The organism is Chryseobacterium polytrichastri (assembly GCF_900142445.1).
GTDB lineage: Bacteria > Bacteroidota > Bacteroidia > Flavobacteriales > Weeksellaceae > Chryseobacterium > Chryseobacterium polytrichastri.
Genome location: NZ_FRAV01000004.1, coordinates 17,649 through 33,895 on the forward strand (window position 1 = coordinate 17,649; position 16,247 = coordinate 33,895).

The 16,247-nt window shown below is 32.1% G+C and carries 12 protein-coding genes; 4 read left to right on the forward strand and 8 right to left on the reverse strand.

The window, feature by feature from the left end:
• Window positions 1-19 precede the first annotated feature (19 nt).
• Window positions 20-1,015, forward strand: coding sequence for a hypothetical protein (locus BUB80_RS03200; RefSeq protein ID WP_073290883.1), 996 nt, complete (start codon window positions 20-22; stop codon window positions 1,013-1,015).
• Between the two features lie 675 nt (window positions 1,016-1,690).
• On the opposite strand, the gene BUB80_RS03205 is transcribed toward BUB80_RS03200, so the two are convergent.
• A complete protein-coding gene (locus BUB80_RS03205; protein WP_073290884.1) occupies window positions 1,691-2,656 on the reverse strand; it encodes a helix-turn-helix transcriptional regulator in 966 nt (321 codons plus the stop codon).
• A gap of 98 nt (window positions 2,657-2,754) precedes the next feature.
• On the opposite strand from BUB80_RS03205, the gene BUB80_RS03210 reads away from it, so the two are divergent.
• Window positions 2,755-3,912, forward strand: a complete 1,158-nt coding sequence (locus tag BUB80_RS03210; protein ID WP_073290886.1) for an FAD-dependent oxidoreductase — start codon at window positions 2,755-2,757, stop codon at window positions 3,910-3,912.
• A 70-nt stretch (window positions 3,913-3,982) separates the two neighbouring features.
• Here BUB80_RS03210 and BUB80_RS03215 read toward each other — a convergent pair whose 3' ends face one another.
• Window positions 3,983-4,636: a hypothetical protein gene (locus BUB80_RS03215; protein ID WP_073290888.1), complete on the reverse strand. Its 654-nt coding sequence runs from the start codon at window positions 4,634-4,636 to the stop codon at window positions 3,983-3,985.
• A gap of 347 nt (window positions 4,637-4,983) precedes the next feature.
• On the opposite strand from BUB80_RS03215, the gene BUB80_RS03220 reads away from it, so the two are divergent.
• Window positions 4,984-5,841 carry a hypothetical protein gene (locus tag BUB80_RS03220; protein WP_073290890.1) on the forward strand — a complete coding sequence of 286 codons (858 nt, stop codon included), beginning with the start codon at window positions 4,984-4,986 and terminating at the stop codon, window positions 5,839-5,841.
• A 34-nt stretch (window positions 5,842-5,875) separates the two neighbouring features.
• Here BUB80_RS03220 and BUB80_RS03225 read toward each other — a convergent pair whose 3' ends face one another.
• From BUB80_RS03225 to BUB80_RS03250, 6 genes are all read right to left on the reverse strand, one after another.
• Window positions 5,876-6,469: a hypothetical protein gene (locus tag BUB80_RS03225; RefSeq protein ID WP_139262507.1), complete on the reverse strand. Its 594-nt coding sequence runs from the start codon at window positions 6,467-6,469 to the stop codon at window positions 5,876-5,878.
• A 265-nt stretch (window positions 6,470-6,734) separates the two neighbouring features.
• On the reverse strand, window positions 6,735-7,598 hold the full coding sequence (locus tag BUB80_RS03230) for an SH3 domain-containing protein (RefSeq protein WP_073290893.1): 864 nt from the start codon (window positions 7,596-7,598) through the stop codon (window positions 6,735-6,737).
• 1 nt (window position 7,599) lies between these two features.
• Window positions 7,600-8,427, reverse strand: a complete 828-nt coding sequence (prmA, locus tag BUB80_RS03235; protein WP_073290894.1) for a 50S ribosomal protein L11 methyltransferase — start codon at window positions 8,425-8,427, stop codon at window positions 7,600-7,602.
• 312 nt (window positions 8,428-8,739) lie between these two features.
• On the reverse strand, window positions 8,740-9,453 hold the full coding sequence (locus BUB80_RS03240) for a 3-ketoacyl-ACP reductase (RefSeq protein WP_073290896.1): 714 nt from the start codon (window positions 9,451-9,453) through the stop codon (window positions 8,740-8,742).
• Window positions 9,454-9,890: 437 nt separating this feature from the next.
• Window positions 9,891-10,637, reverse strand: a complete 747-nt coding sequence (locus BUB80_RS03245; protein ID WP_073290897.1) for a glycerophosphodiester phosphodiesterase family protein — start codon at window positions 10,635-10,637, stop codon at window positions 9,891-9,893.
• 176 nt (window positions 10,638-10,813) lie between these two features.
• On the reverse strand, window positions 10,814-13,924 hold the full coding sequence (locus BUB80_RS03250; RefSeq protein WP_073290899.1) for a TonB-dependent receptor: 3,111 nt from the start codon (window positions 13,922-13,924) through the stop codon (window positions 10,814-10,816).
• Window positions 13,925-14,165: 241 nt separating this feature from the next.
• On the opposite strand from BUB80_RS03250, the gene ligA reads away from it, so the two are divergent.
• A complete protein-coding gene (gene ligA / locus BUB80_RS03255; protein ID WP_073290901.1) occupies window positions 14,166-16,172 on the forward strand; it encodes an NAD-dependent DNA ligase LigA in 2,007 nt (668 codons plus the stop codon).
• Window positions 16,173-16,247 lie beyond the last annotated feature (75 nt).

The window sequence follows — 16,247 nt, forward strand, 5'->3', positions numbered from 1 at the left end:
AAACTTAATTTTTTTACTAATGATCGAAACACAAATAAATATTTCGGTAAATAGAAAAGCTGATATAAATACAATCAAAAGTATATTAATTAGGAACAAAATAGAATCTCCTGTTTATTTAACGGAATTCGTAGGAAATTTTGCAATAAATTTTACCAGTAGCTACGAAGAATGGGAACTTGACAAATTAATAAGTGAGGCATTTCCTGGATATGAATTTACAACTGATCTGCGCCATGGAAGAAAAGAGATTCGAGTAGAAATTTCAAGATACCAATCTGAATTGTGTACAACTAATTGGGGGAACCCTATTGACAATCCTCTAAATGAAACCAAGTACCTCATAAAAAAGAGCGTAGAAGCTTCCATTCAGTTTAATCCGGTAATTAAAGTCCTTTTTGGACCAGATGAGCAAACTTATCATATAAATATCATTCCTGGTATTAATAATTCTACACAAGAAAAAGGATTCCTACTCGTAGATGAATTTAAGCATGAGGCAGATCCTGAAACAGCTGATTTTTTTCCAGATAAACTTTATAAAACTCAGCTTGATGCCTTTTATAGAGGTAAAGACAAGTTGGAAAATATTGTAGACCGAGATTTCAAGGACTATTTGGAGATAAAAAAGAAAGAAAAACAACAGCGTGAAAAAATTCCTAGGAAAATAGTCCGTGAGTTTGTAAAAGCTTGTAATAACTTTGCAGAGGAATCTATTTTAAAGGATTTATCTGAGAACCTAATTTTCGAAATAAGGATCAATTGGAAGCAAAAACTTATTACTAATGGTTTAGAAGAGTTTAAAAATTATATTGATTCTTCTTACCAAGAAATATGCCGAAGGGATTTTAAAATAAAATCGTCATGGTCATTTATGGAAAAGGATATAATTATTTCTTTAGAAACATCTACGCCAACTTCTGAAATGGATGAAGATGTAAAGAGTTTTTATAGAATTAGATTAAATATCAGACTGGAAGAAGGTAAAATAACTCAGATAATTTTAGAAAAATAAGAGTATGATTCACGCCATAACATCTCAAGTTATAGTGTTGTCATTAGTATTAAAATGGAAATTATATTTGGCGAAATAAATTAGTTGTTATTTAGAGTCGTTGACAAATATTTATTTCAAAACATCTACCAAAATGATTATTGGCAAATTAGTGGCAGTAATTAAAAATATCTTTAAAAATTAGGTTTAAAGTGCAATGAAAGTATTGGTTAGAATCCTTACCTTTCATTTGAAAAAGAAATTTCAATACTGAATCAACGCCATAATTAAAAATTATAAAAGTTCATAGCTTTTTATAAACGAGCTTTGAGCTGATAATAAATCAACTCAAAGCTGAAAATTATGTATTTTGGTTATTATAATAGTCCCAAAAACTTAATAAAATCAATATGGCAAGAGGATTCGAACTTGAATTATTAATCCTAAAACATTAAAAACCAATCTATTGAAAAATAGATTCCTTAAAATATTAGAACAAAGGTTCGAAAAATCGCTCCCATCAACATATCTCAAAAAGATTCGAACTATCCAAACAATTTAACAAATAACTCATAATCAAACATTTAACCTCAAAATCCAATTCAAATCTTCTACTAGACGGTTCAATGATAGTCCTTCCAAGTTCACGAAAACTCACAAGAAATTGTGAGTTTTTTTTGTTTTACACTTTTAATATTATTTTTCATTTAATGAATATTTCTTAGGCTTCATTCCAATATGCTGCTCAAAGACTCTTGAGAAATGGCTCAGATTGGTAAATCCCAATTGATATCCAACCTCAGAAACAGTCATTCTTTGCTCTTTCAGTAATTTAGCCGCTTCTTGCATGCGGACGGTCTGATAATAATCAAAAACACCTTTTCCAAAGGTCTGCTTAAACAATTTACGGAGTTTGGGTTCACTCATATTCGATTGCTTAGCTAATGTGGCAATATTTGGAGGTTCATCCAAGTGCGATTGTAAGTGAAGCTTGATCACATATATCGCTTTAATATCATCAATATGCATATTACTTGCTACCCTCGTTTCCCTTTGTAACAATAAGGCAAAGATGTAGCACAATAGTTCTTCGCATTTTAGTTTATAATAATGACTTTCGAGACTTTCAGGAATAGAGGGTTCTAACATTTCACTGGCAGTTTTAATCATTTCCGGTGAAATATCTGTTTCAAACACAAAATTATCCTTACCGTTTAATATGTTTTCAACAATGGGATGCTGTATCTTACCAAAAAGTGAACGAAGATGCTTCCTTGAAACTGCAATGGTAACACTCCCAAAAACAGTACTTGAAGGCATTTCCATAATAGAAGAAACAGCATGCATGCAAATCAATACATTCGCTTGTTCTTTTAACAGCGGTTGTACGGATTGTATTAGAGAAGGAAAAATTCCGCTTAGTAAGAAAACAACATCCTCCTGCCCTTCCATCAATTCATTGGTACGTTCAATAAAAACTTCCTCTTTGAGATAATAATTCCGAATCATCATACGAAGGTCAGTTTCCCAAGAAAATCCCGTAATATACCCTCCGCCCTTGCTTTCAGGAATATCTATAAACCGTCCACGGACTGTAGCCCCTATCGATTTAGCAAATTCTTTTGTAATACCTGCTCCTTTATCAATAATTGAAATTTTCATTTGCGACTGTTTTAATATTATATACGGCTATTTTATTCATAAAAGTAATCAGAATTTTGTAGAAAGAAATTAAAGTAAATCATAAACACAGAAAAAATATGTTATTAGATCATAAAAAAATAGCCATCATAGGTGGTGGTCCCGGAGGCTTAACTCTTGCAAGACTTCTACAGCGTAAAGGCGTAGATGTAAAAGTATATGAAAGAGATCTTAATAGAGAAGTACGTGTACAAGGGGCAACTCTGGATTTGCATTTTGAATCAGGATTAAAAGCTATCAAAAAAGCAGGATTAATGGATGTTTTTAAAGAAAACTACAGACCTGGTGCCGATAAAGGTCGTATCCTTGACCAACATGCTAACATTATTTACGATGAACATATGGAATCATCTCCGCAAGATTTTGATAATGAACATTTCAGACCGGAAATCGACAGAGGTTCGTTGCGGAATATTTTACTAGATTCATTACAACCCGATACTGTGGCTTGGGATAGTCAATTTAAAACCATGTCCCAAATTGATGGTGTTTGGAAACTTGAATTTAAAAATGGTACAACCGCTACCGCCGATATTGTAATAGGTGCTGATGGAGGAAATTCTAAAATCCGACCTTTTGTTACTTCTATTAAAACTTTTTATTCAGGTGTAACCATTATTCAGGGAAATATCCCAGATTCTGAAACAACAGTTCCCCGTATCCATCAATTATTAAAAGGAGGAAAAATATATGTTCATCATGATGGAAAATATCTGCATCTTTCTTCAAAAGGTGATGGCAGTTTAGATTTTTATATCAGTTGTAAAAAAGATGAAAACTGGATACCCAATAGTGGAATTGATTTTTCAAATAGACTCCAGATTCTTGAATGGTTTAGAAAAGAGTTTATGGGATGGGATAATATTTGGCTTGAATTAATTGAAAATGTAAGCTTGCCTGTTTTATTACGTCCGCAATACTGTATTCCCTTTGATCAAAGCTGGGAAGCACAATCCAATATAACTTTACTTGGAGATGCTGCCCATCTTATGCCTCCGTCTGGAGAAGGTGTAAATTTAGCGATGCTCGATACTTTGGAGCTCAGTGAATATCTTACAGATGATTATTTTAAAGACATTCAAACTGCTATTGCGACGTATGAAGAAAAAATGCAGGCAAGAGGAACAAAAGAAGCACAGGAATCTATGGAAATGGTAGAATGGATGCATGCTGAGGATGCGCAGGATAAATTGTTGGAGATGTTTACTCGGGGTTAGGAAATAAGACTAAAAAAATCCGCCTCAATATAAGATTGAAGTGGATTTTCATAATTTAATCAAAATAAATCTATTCTGATTCCCAGCTAAAGGCTTTTGAAACATAAGTATTTTCAAAAATATCTAATAATAGCATATCACTTTGATTAACTATATCATTACTTTTTCTATGAATAATTATTTTTATTAATTCTCCTCTGTGGTGATAGCCGTTTAAAACAATTGAACAAACATCTTCTAAATCCAATATTTTTATAAATTCTATAAATCTATCTTTGGAATCAATCCTATCAAGAAAATTAAAGTTTAAATCTGAAAAATTCACATTTTCCTTAACAATAAGTTGAGCTAAATGTTTTCCACAATTATGTATATTGACATTTTTAAATAATTCATCACTTAATGTAAGGTCAGTTTCAATTATATCTAAATAAATTTTTCTTCTAGGAAATAAACAGTCCCTTGTGTATAAATTAATATCTGATGGAATTTGAATATTATTTCTTTTAAAAGCTCTTTTCCATTCATCAATCTTAATAGAATAATTATCATCAGAATATTCCCATAAAAAAGAATAAACTTTTTTATGGGAATCAAATATATTCTTGCTTTCCAGAATATCTTCTTTATCAAAGAAAAACCATGTACTAGAATATTTATCTAGATACTCTTGGCTTACATATTTTCCGAGGTGAAAATTATTAATGTCTATATAACTTTTCATTTCTTGCCATTAAACTTCTGTTTTCTCTATCTAATTTCTTCGTATAAATTTTATACAGATTATCATACTTCGACTTTAGTATAAATGTCATTATATTACAAATTTAAAGCTATTTCTAAAACTTTGTAATTATCATTCCAATTATAGATAGCATTATTTTCAGAAGATAAATCCATCTTCAAGGTATTATAAAACGATATAATTTTAATTTTTAGTATTGAAACATGAATGATACATAACTATCTAATTGTTGTATTCATAAATTGTGATGTATATTCCCTGAAGGATTATTTTACATTTGCAAAAGGAAATTCATATTTCTCTTGCCTTAAATATCATAAGAAAAAATGAGAAAAATATTAATAATTGTACTTTCTATAATACTTACGAATTGTATTGCACAGAAAAAAGAAACAGCCTTTAAAAAGTATAATAAAATTAAAATACCCGATATAAATAATATTAGAATTCCTCAATTATCTGAATTAGTTGAGATGAAAAATGATATTATTGAAATAAGTATAAATAATATTCATTACCGTAACTCAAATGACTCCATAAAGGAAGACATTGCAATGAATGTAAAAAGAATAGGAAAATATTCTATCCAACTTCCTCAAAACAGCTTAGAAGATCTAGAATTAAGCTTACGAAAAGACCCATTTTATATTGAGAAATATACGTTTAAGCATTATAAACTTATAAATATTGTGACGAAATTAAATGATGACAGCTTTGTTCCAAGAGAGAACAAATATTTTGAATCTGGATATTTTGAACAAGTCATACATACAGTCATTGATTTTTATCCTACCCAAAAAATTCATATCGTAAGACAATATAACTCCAACTCGAACGGAAGTTTTCCTGCAGGAGACTGGTATATTTATGATGAAACAGGCAAAATATTAAAACATATAAATCATGAGAAATTTTATAGAATGTCTTATTATCAAATAGCCCAAATTGCGGATAAATATAATTATCCTTCAACAAAAATCAGAAGAGTTTTTGATGATAAAAATTCATATTGGCAAATTATTTTAGAGGGATATAAAGATCTGCCTTATGAAAAGAAAATAGTTATCGTTAATGACAAGACCCAAGAAATAGTTTACGAAATAGATCTACAGAATCTTAGCTCTTTTAAAGGATTAAATCATCTATTAAAATTCCAAGAGAATTTATATGAACAATTTAATTAAAATATTTCACAACGTTGCCATGAGAGAAATATCATTACCAGCTATCAGTATCATAAAAAATACTTCCTCTGATTACAGAAAACTTAATTTTGTAATACAAATCAATATTCGGCATACCCGTAACTAAATTTAAGTAGAATTTATCGCATGAAATATCAAAACTCAATTCACCCATCTCGACAATGAATCCTCCTATATCACGTTTTGGTTCTCCATAATTCTGAAGGTTATTATAGCTCTTTATTAATGAAAAATCAATGTAATTTTTCAAATAATTTAAAGCAGTAGTATCAAAAATGTAAATTACATCATTATTAGCTTTATAATATAATTCCTCATCATTAGAAAGGTTTCGGTAATAATTCCCTAAAAACCTTACATTTAAAAAATCCCCATCAGGGCTTTCCCCTGTCTCAAATCTAACAAAAACAGGCTCTTTTGAAATCTTCTTCTTTTGTTTTAAGTCCTTTATATAATGATTAATTAATAGAATTTCTTTTCTTAATCCATCATTTATAATAAAAGACTTTAACTGCACATTTTGTGCCTTATCAAATATTACAATAAATAAAAAAATCATAACAAAAAGAAACTTCAATTTATTTAGAGGGAGGTATAAGTTTTTCATAAAGTATAGATTGTAGTTTATAATTTCCAATGCTTATAACATTTCAGTTTCAGAATCAATACTTGAATCTGAAACTGATAAATTTAAGAAAATCCAGATGATTGTTTTAATGGCATATTTATATTCTTTAAAGTTCACGCCAGCAAGCTAGCTAATTCTGTTATATTAGCTTATTATTATTTGGAAGGCTTATGAATATCAATTTTAAATCATAAAAAAACCACCGTAAATACACAGTGGTTTTCAAATTTATCATTTTAATTTTTTACTTCAACTTATAAGAACTTCCGTCCCAGAGATACGTTTTAGAAGATCGTTTTTTCTTTTCTCTGTCTTTATCATCTCTTTCCATTTCTTCCGTTTTTAGAATGAAAGCATTTGGAATTCCTCCCTTATCATTTGGGAAAATAAATACTTCGGAGTGATAATAAATATCTGCATCACCAACGTTCATTAATTGAGGAAGGACAATCAATTTTTTGTCTTTAAAAAGAATATATTGGTCATAAGAAGCAATTCCGCATGCTTCACCGGAAACCATTGCTTTCAATGTTAATTCAACATTCTCCAGCTTATGATTGCTTTCTATGTTGAATGTTCCATAGCTTAAGCTTTCACCCGATCCGGTATCAAAAGAAACCTCATCAATTAAGGTATTTCCTTCCAACACTTTTACGGCAGCGATATTTTGGCTATTGATGATACTCGGATACTGTTTATCTTTTTTATTAACTGTTTTTGTTAAGCCAAAAAGAAAATCGTAGCCATTTTTATTTCTATAGCCTACACAAAGATTTCCTCCCCAAATATACCCTTCTGAAGTTTTATCATCTTTTTGATAAGACACTTTATACCAATTTGATCTTCGTTCTCCCAGCTTTAAAATATTTTCATCCTGTTTAATGATCAAAACCTGTTGATTGGTTGGCAAAGAATCCACAATTTGAGCATCAACCTTTGGTGATTGCCTTACTCTTGTCCAATCTGTGAAAATTTTCTGAGCTTTATTATCTTCAAAATGAAAAATTCCGTTGGCATAGGTCATTTCCTCTTCTTGCGCAGAAAAAATCTGAATGATGAATAAAAATAAAACGGATAATAAAGATTTCGTATTACTATTTTGCCGCATTTTATTTCTCAAGTAATAAACTTACCCACTCTTCTCTTTGAAGTTTCTTTTTCAATTCAAGTCCGTTTTCTTTACAAACTTCTAAAATATCATCTACATCAAAGAAACATAATCCTGAAAGCAATAATTTTCCACCTTCATTCATTACAGAAACATAGGTTGGAATGTCAGAAATTAGAATATTACGGTTGATATTCGCTAAAATAATATCGTAGTTTTCTTTTCCTAAATTATCTGCAGTACCTTGTTCGATATCTAATTCAACACCGTTTCTTACTGAGTTTTCTTTTGAATTTTCTACTGACCATTCATCAATATCAATTGCTTTTGTATCACCTGCACCTTGTTGCTTTGCATAAATTGCCAACACCGAAGTTCCGCAACCCATATCCAAAACCTTTTTACCATTAAAATCAATATCCATCATCTGTTGGATCATCAAATGCGTAGTTGGATGGTGCCCTGTTCCAAATGACATTTTAGGCTGAATGATAATTTCATGCATTCCCGGAACAGATTCGTGGAATTCTGCTCTGATCAATACTTTATCATCAATATTTATTGGAGAGAAATTCTTTTCCCATTCTTCGTTCCAGTTGATATTTGGCATTTCTTTGAAAGAGTATTCAATTTTCACGTCTTCATTTTGGAAAAGCGGTAATGCTGTAAGCTCTTCTTCCTTAAATAAATCTTTCTGAATATATCCTAAAATACCCTCCAACTCTTCTGTGAAACTGTCAAAACCTATTTCAATAAGCTCTGCCATTAATATATCACTCCAAGGTTGAAGCGGAGAAATCTTGAAATCGAATTCTAAATAATTTTGCATGTGAATAATTTGTTGCAAAAATAAAGAATTAACATCACAATTTTATGAGTTAGCAGTAGAGATGTCACATTGAGGGAGGTCGAAATGTTTTTTTTTAACGCAAAGAGCACAAGTTTTTTTAAATTGATTTATGTTTTTAAGTTCGCAAAGGTGTTTCACTTAGCAAAGAATACCAATCTTTTAACAGCATTTTATCATCCTGGAAGGATCTAGACAATTAATACTTAAGTTTTGGCTAAAGCCAAGATGTTCTATGTACAAAAAAAGTGGGCTAAAGCCCACTCCTATTGATATTTTTAAATTTTAAACCGATTAAGGATTTGTAGAGAAAATAGAACCATTAGCAATTAATGCTCTCCTGTTCATTTTCAAAATATCTCTTACCCATTCTGCGAAATCTTCCGGCTGAAGAACAGTGTCCGGGTTTCCGTCTGTTAATCCACCTTGGATAGACATATCAGAAGCAATTGTACTTGGTGTTAATGTAATCACACGAATGTTTTGTTTTCTCCATTCCGCCATCATAGACTGAGATAAAGAAACAACCGCTGCTTTAGAAGCTGCATAAGCAGACATATTCGGTCCGCCTTTTAAACCTGCTGTTGATGCAACGTTTACGATATCTCCTTCTCCTTTTGCTTTCATAAAAGGATGAACTGCTTTTGCCGCATAATACACTCCGAAAAGATTGGTTTTAATCACTTGCTCCCAAGTTTCAGAAGGCATTTCTTCAATAGAACCGAAGTCTCCTATTCCTGCATTATTAATTAAAATATCTACTCCGCCCAATTGTTCTGCTAAAGATTCGATTCCTGCTTTTACATGGATTTCGTTATCAACAGAGAAAACTGCATATCCTGCATTGACCCCAAGATTCTTGATCTCTTCAACAGTCATTTTAAGATTTTCCTCATTTCTTCCTGTAATACCAACATTTACTCCTTCATTTGCCAATGCTAAAGCAACTGCTTTACCAAGACCTCTTCCTCCACCTGTTACGATGGCATTTTTTCCTTTTATATTCATATTAGTCGTACTTTTTTCGTTCTGCAAATTTACGAAACCATATTCTTACAGCGCTCATTGAAGGTAGATTTAATTGAAATAGATCATTTGTAATATCTATAAGAAGATAAGTTTGTTTAAACCAATTTTAAATTTAACCGCAAAAGAAACAAAAGATTAACACTTTAGTATTTTGAGTTAATTATTAAATCGCTAATAAGGTCACATAAGTTTTAAAAATCTTTGCATATTGAGCGGAGTCGAAATATTATTCTTTTGAGTCGCTTTTGCTTTCTAACAATTAAACAATGTTTAAGAATCTGCGAATAGCTTTTGTATACCTTTTGTGGTTCAATAAAAACTTTAAACAAGTTTGATATAATAAGTAAACAAAAAAAACCTGCCTCATAAAAGAGACAGGCTGAATGCAAGATAAGTTATACTGTTTTGATAATTCTTTATTTCTTTTTTAATTGATCAGGAATATTTGTGGTGATAAAACCGATTCCCTGAGCTTTTAATTTGTCATATACTGCAACATCATTTACCGTCCAAGAATTGGTGATTAACCCTAATGCTTTTGCTTCTGAAATCCAAGTTGGGTTTTTATCGAAAATACTGTAATGATAATCAAGACCATCTAAACCTTCTTTTTTGATCTGTTCGGGTGACAATTCTCCATTCAGATATTGAACGATAAATTTAGGTTCTGCTTTTTTGATCTCTTTGCAAATATTTAAGCTGAAAGAAATAAATTCACTTTGAGACTCAAGCTTCATATCCTTAATCATCTTGATTGTTTTTGCCGTCAATTCATCTTCTTTCTCCTTTGTCTTATCAGGCTTAATCTCAACAATTAATTTCAACGATTTATCTTTCTTTCCTTGTTTTAAATAATCTTTCAACGTAGGAAAGTTTTCACCGTTTGATAATTTTTCTTTTTCTAAATCCTTAAAATTGGTTTCAGAGATTTCCAATTTACTGTGATGCTCGTCATGGTTAACAACCAAAACACCGTCTTTCGTCATTCTCACATCAAACTCAGATCCATAAATTTTTAGATTCTGAGCATTTTCTAATGATTTAATTGAATTTTCCGTTGTCGGAGGTTGCGTCTGCCAATAACCTCTGTGCGCGATAATCTGGGTTTGTGCCTTCATTACTACTGTGCTTAAAACTGCTAACCCTAAGATAAAATTTTTCATAATATAATTAGATAATTAATATATAAGTTGTGAAACTCTCTGATAAAGGTAATGTTAAATTTAAAAATGAATGGTCAATAGTAAATGAACTTGTTATTAATTTTTAAAGTAACCGTTTTTTATAATTGACTATGAACTCACTAAGTAAAATTGACCATTCATTATGTATATTCTATTTAGAAACTATACTTCGCTCCAATTTGAATTTGGTATGGATTCCCAGATAATGGTTCTAAACCACTCGTGTTTAAGCTATATTGAAGCTGCTTCGTCACCTGATCAAATCCTGTGATTCTATACAAAGACATATTATTGTATGCTTTATTAACTCCCCATTCTTTGTTAAGTAAATTCGCCACGTTGAAAATATCAACAGAAAGTTCAAATGCACCAATTTTTTCAAACTTGATCTTCTTTGCTACACGAACATCCCAAACTCCATAAAATTTATTCTTTCCACCATTTCTTTCTGCAATTTTATTATTGTAATCGGTAATGTAGTTTTTCAGTGCCTGACCTACTTCTGGATTATCAATCAATGTCTGAGTAAGATTCGGGAAAATATATGCTAAATCATTAGAATCAACAAAATCTCCGTTTACGTTTCCACCTGCAGTCACAGAGAAACGTGTTCCGCCCATTCCCGCATATCTGATTCCTAAAGTAAATCCTGCAATCGTTGGTGAGTTACCATAAATAACCACTTTATTTCTAAATTGATTATCAGAATAAGACATTCTTAAATTTCTAGGATCACCAGAAACCAATGTAGACAATGTTGCCGAATTGGCTACGTTCCCGTTGTATGAGGTATTATCTTTTATATCTGCCCAAGTATAACTTGCCGTAATTTCACCATCTTTCCAGTAACGGTAACTTGTATCTGCTACAAATGAAAATTGGTTAACCTTTCCATCACTTACCAGCTCCAGAACTCTACCAAAATTTTTGTTAATTCTTCCGTCTTTCCAGTTCATTGTTCCATTGGCAGCAATTGAAGCAGCGGGAACATAAACTCCTCTTCCTCCTTCATTATCCAGAGTAAAATAAGGATTGGTCACCATGTTTCTGTCATAATAGAAATAATTATTTCTACCTAAAGCCATGTAAGCTGCAACTCCCGCTCTGAATCTTTCATTGAAGAAATGTGTATAAGAAATATTTGCTTTGTAAACGATTGGGATTTTTGCATCTTTTCCTGTATAATTGATTGTTGGAAGCTGATATTGAGACAATGTAGGAACCGTTCCGTAATCATTTCTATAACTGTTAAAATCAGGTGTTAAACCAATTTGCGAAGGATTTACATCAAGCGTTGCCAAATGTCTTCCATCAAATACCAAATTATTGATAATCATATAATTGTTAATATCAGATGAAAAAATACCCGCTCCAAATTTCAAGAAATCTTTATTCCCTTCATTCATATTCCAATCAAGCTGAAATCTTGGCTGAATGATAAAAGATTTAATTTGATTATCTGTTCGGATTCCCATTTCATCAAATAATTTTTGGTTAAATCCTGCTTTCGGATATCCTCCGTAATCTAGTCTTAAACCAGCCATTAAATCCAAACCTTTTGCAATTTTAGTCTGAATTTGTCCATACACTCCTAAATTATAAATATTTGATTTCACAGACGGATCTTCCACCAAAGGAACTTCTCTATAAAATCTGTAAGCAACAAGATTATTAAAATTATACAAATTATCACCTCCATTTACTACAGGATTTTCTCTGAACTGAAATCTTCCGTTCACCTCACTTCCATAAATAGATTTTGACATCGTATACATTAAATCTGCTCCGAAAGTATATTTAATCTTATCTGTATTGTAATATAAATTGTCTACAATCTGGAACACATTATTTCTAAAACTTTCCTGCCCGAAACGGTGACCTCCAATCTGGATATTTGTTGCCCTATCTTTTCCATCAATATTTGAAACAATATTTTCAACGACAGCTCTAGGAACTGCATGTCCTAATTCATTGTTTTGGTAACTATCTTGTGCAGTGTATAGATATTGGGCTTTTAATTCGTTGGTCATGTTTGGTCTTAGGTTCGATCTTAAAGTTAATAACAAACTGTTATCTAAATTTTTATCATTCCCATAAGACTCAAATGCATTAATTGCTGTATTGTCTACTAAACCGTTTTTATTTAAATCGTAAGTAAAGTTGTTTCTTAAAGTCAATAAGTTTTTATCATTAATCTGCCAATCTAAACGCAAAAATGCCGCATCAGAATTTCTTACTTTATCGAAACTTCCGAATTGAGGGCTATTCCCCACTCCGTATTTAGCTCTTGCAATATCTAAGAATTTATTTAAAGTAGATTGTGTTGTATTTAATCTAAGTTCATCCTCATGAGATCTGATATCTGCAATCTGTAACGGCCTTGAGTCTAACTGATGATCCCAAGCCATGAAGAAATGCAATTTATTCTTGATGACCGGTCCACCCAAAGAGAAACCAAACTGGGACGTTGAGAAATCATTATTAATTTTGTTGCCTCTGATATCATATTTGCTCGAAAGCCAATTTGTTCTCAAATATTCCCAAGCACTTCCTGAAAATTTGTTGGTCCCGGATTTCGTAACCGCACTTACAGTTCCACCACCACTTCTTCCAAGTGTAACATCATATTGGTTGGTGGTCACTTTGAATTCACGAACCGCTTCAATCGAAATGGAAAACGGAGCACCACTTCGGCTCGTTGTAGCCCCTGCAGAAGTAGGGTTTTTCGCAGTCATCCCATCAATCGTAAAATTGGTAGAAGAGCTCAACTGACCAGAAATACTTCCGTTTTTACCACTTAAAGGAGAAAGCTCAGCCAAATTGGCAAAGTTCCTTCCGTTTACAGGCAATATCCCAATGTTTTTAGTGGTAATGGCTGTTGCAGCACCTAAGTTTCCAATCTTATTTTTCAGATTACCTGTGATGACAACCTCTTCAATGCTTTTCTCTTTGTTTGCCAAGTCTACGTTTACCGTTACCTGATCACCAAAATTTACTGTGTAGCCCTCTTTTTTCTCATCATTTACGATAACTGTGTAAGGTCCACCAAGAGGAATTTCTTTAAAGATGTACTCTCCTTTTGAGTTGGTTTCGGTTTCAGTTTTGAAACCTGTGGACTCATTGATAATGGTCACTTTTACTTTCTCCTGAGCATTGTTTCCTTTATTCACAACCTTTCCAACAATAGAAGCCTGTGTGGTCTGTGCGTATGCAACAGTTCCCAAACTCAAAAACAATAACCCTAATACAATCTTTACTTTTTTCATATCTTCAAATTAGCTGTGCAAAGCTACCTTGACTTTGAGGGCTTAGTGTTTAACATAATTTTAACATTTTTGTAATTAAATTAGAACATTATGTTAACTAAGTTTAAACATGTATTTTATTCTCTACACAATCAATCTGTTGGAATATGTTACGCGATATTAACTTTCTCACTATATTTAATTGTCTTATTTTTTTAAATGCAATTAGTTTAGTTATTTTTGCTTAAAAGATAGAATAGCAATGCCTGAAAACATTCAACAAAAGATAGAAAAGCTTCGTGAAGAGCTTCATCAGCATAATTATAATTACTATCAGCTTGACGCTGCTACCATTACAGATTTTGAATTTGATATATTATTAAAAGAGCTTCAGGATCTTGAAGCCCAGTATCCGGAATTTAATGATGTAAACTCTCCTTCCATGCGTGTTGGTGGAGGCATTACTAAGAACTTCCCAACGATTCAGCATCAATTCAGAATGTATTCTTTAGACAATTCTTATGATTTTGATGATCTTGAAGATTGGGAAAAAAGAATCATTAAAACCATTGATGAGCCTGTAGAATTTGTAGCTGAATTAAAATATGACGGTGCTTCTATTTCCATTCTTTACGAAAACGGAAAACTCATTCAGGCGGTAACCCGTGGAGATGGTTTTCAAGGAGATGAGATCACCGCAAATGTTAGAACGATTTCGGATATTCCTTTAACCTTAAAAGGAGATTTTCCAAATCAGTTTTTCATGCGTGGAGAAATTTATTTAACAAGAAAAAATTTCGATAAGCTTAATAAACTTCGTGAAGAAGAAGGTTTAGATCCTTTTATGAATCCGCGAAATACAGCGAGTGGAAGTTTAAAAATGCAAGACAGCGCAGAAGTAAGAAAACGTACTCTTTCTTCTGTTTTATATCAATATATTTCAGAAGAAGTTCCTGCAGAAACGCATTGGGAACTGCTTCAAAAAGCTCAGGGATGGGGTTTCAAAACTTCACAACAGGCAAAACTTTGTGCTACCCTAGATGAAGTGAAAGAATTTATCAGTTTCTGGGATACGGAACGTCATAATCTTCCTTTTGAAATTGACGGAATTGTTTTAAAAGTCAACTCATTACACCAACAAAGACAGCTTGGCTATACGGCAAAATCTCCACGTTGGGCCATGGCTTATAAATTTAAAGCTGAAAAAGTAGAAACCGAATTAAAAAGTGTTGCTTACCAAGTCGGAAGAACCGGAGCTATTACGCCTGTCGCCAACTTAAAGCCTGTTTTATTGGCGGGAACGATTGTAAAAAGAGCTTCTTTACATAATGAAGATATCATCAAAAAACTAGATCTTCATGAAAACGATTTCGTATATGTAGAAAAAGGAGGTGAAATTATTCCTAAAATCGTAGGCGTAAACACTGAAAAACGAACTTCCGAAAGCAAAGAGATCGAATACATTACAAACTGTCCGGAATGTGGAACGGAGTTGGTGAAAATTGTTGACCAGGCCATTCATTTTTGTCCGAATGAACTTCATTGTCCACCGCAAGTTGTCGGAAGAATGATTCATTATGTGTCTAGAAAAGCTTTAAACATAGATAATCTGGGAAGTGAAACTATAGAACAACTGTACAGAGAAAAGTTAGTCGAGAATCCTGCTGATTTTTATGTTTTAACGAAAGAACAACTTCTTCCATTAGAAAGAATGGCAGAAAAATCTGCTCAAAATATTATCACCGGAATCGAAAATTCTAAAGAAATTCCTTTTGAAAAAGTGTTGTATGGAATTGGTATAAAGCACGTCGGAGAAACGGTTGCCAAAAAACTGGTTAAAAATTTCGCTACGATTGATGACTTAAAAGCAGCAACTGTAGAAGAGCTTTGTCAGGTTGAAGATATCGGAACTAAAATCGCTGTAAGCATTGTTGACTTCTTCAAAAATTCCGAAAACATTTTGATGCTTGAACGTTTAAAATCTTATGGTGTCCAACTTGAAAAAGGAGAAAATACGAATGAAGTTTTGTCGAATGTACTTGAAGGGAAAACTTTCCTTTTCACCGGAAAATTATCTTTATTCACAAGAGAATCTGCAGAAGACATGGTAGAAAAACATGGCGGAAAAAATATTTCTGCAGTTTCTAAAAACCTGAACTTCCTTGTGGTAGGTGAAAAAGCAGGAAGTAAATTAAAGAAAGCTCAAGACATCGGAACCATAGAAATTCTTGATGAACAGCAGTTTTTGGATTTGATTGAGAAACAATAAAAAATTTAATATAAAACTTTACATAAGCCATTGAGATTGATTCTTAATGGCTTATTTTTGCCCTCGATTAAAGAA

Excerpts from the sequence above, each read along its gene's own strand:
- BUB80_RS03230 (WP_073290893.1), bottom strand. The coding sequence starts at position 7,598 with ATGCGGCAAAATAGTAATACGAAATCTTTATTATCCGTTTTATTTTTA.
- BUB80_RS03240 (WP_073290896.1), bottom strand. The coding sequence starts at position 9,453 with ATGAATATAAAAGGAAAAAATGCCATCGTAACAGGTGGAGGAAGAGGT.
- BUB80_RS03220 (WP_073290890.1), top strand. The coding sequence starts at position 4,984 with ATGAGAAAAATATTAATAATTGTACTTTCTATAATACTTACGAATTGT.
- ligA (WP_073290901.1), top strand. The coding sequence starts at position 14,166 with ATGCCTGAAAACATTCAACAAAAGATAGAAAAGCTTCGTGAAGAGCTT.
- prmA (WP_073290894.1), bottom strand. The coding sequence starts at position 8,427 with ATGCAAAATTATTTAGAATTCGATTTCAAGATTTCTCCGCTTCAACCT.
- BUB80_RS03225 (WP_139262507.1), bottom strand. The coding sequence starts at position 6,469 with ATGAAAAACTTATACCTCCCTCTAAATAAATTGAAGTTTCTTTTTGTT.
- BUB80_RS03215 (WP_073290888.1), bottom strand. The coding sequence starts at position 4,636 with ATGAAAAGTTATATAGACATTAATAATTTTCACCTCGGAAAATATGTA.
- BUB80_RS03245 (WP_073290897.1), bottom strand. The coding sequence starts at position 10,637 with ATGAAAAATTTTATCTTAGGGTTAGCAGTTTTAAGCACAGTAGTAATG.
- BUB80_RS03200 (WP_073290883.1), top strand. The coding sequence starts at position 20 with ATGATCGAAACACAAATAAATATTTCGGTAAATAGAAAAGCTGATATA.
- BUB80_RS03205 (WP_073290884.1), bottom strand. The coding sequence starts at position 2,656 with ATGAAAATTTCAATTATTGATAAAGGAGCAGGTATTACAAAAGAATTT.
- BUB80_RS03210 (WP_073290886.1), top strand. The coding sequence starts at position 2,755 with ATGTTATTAGATCATAAAAAAATAGCCATCATAGGTGGTGGTCCCGGA.
- BUB80_RS03250 (WP_073290899.1), bottom strand. The coding sequence starts at position 13,924 with ATGAAAAAAGTAAAGATTGTATTAGGGTTATTGTTTTTGAGTTTGGGA.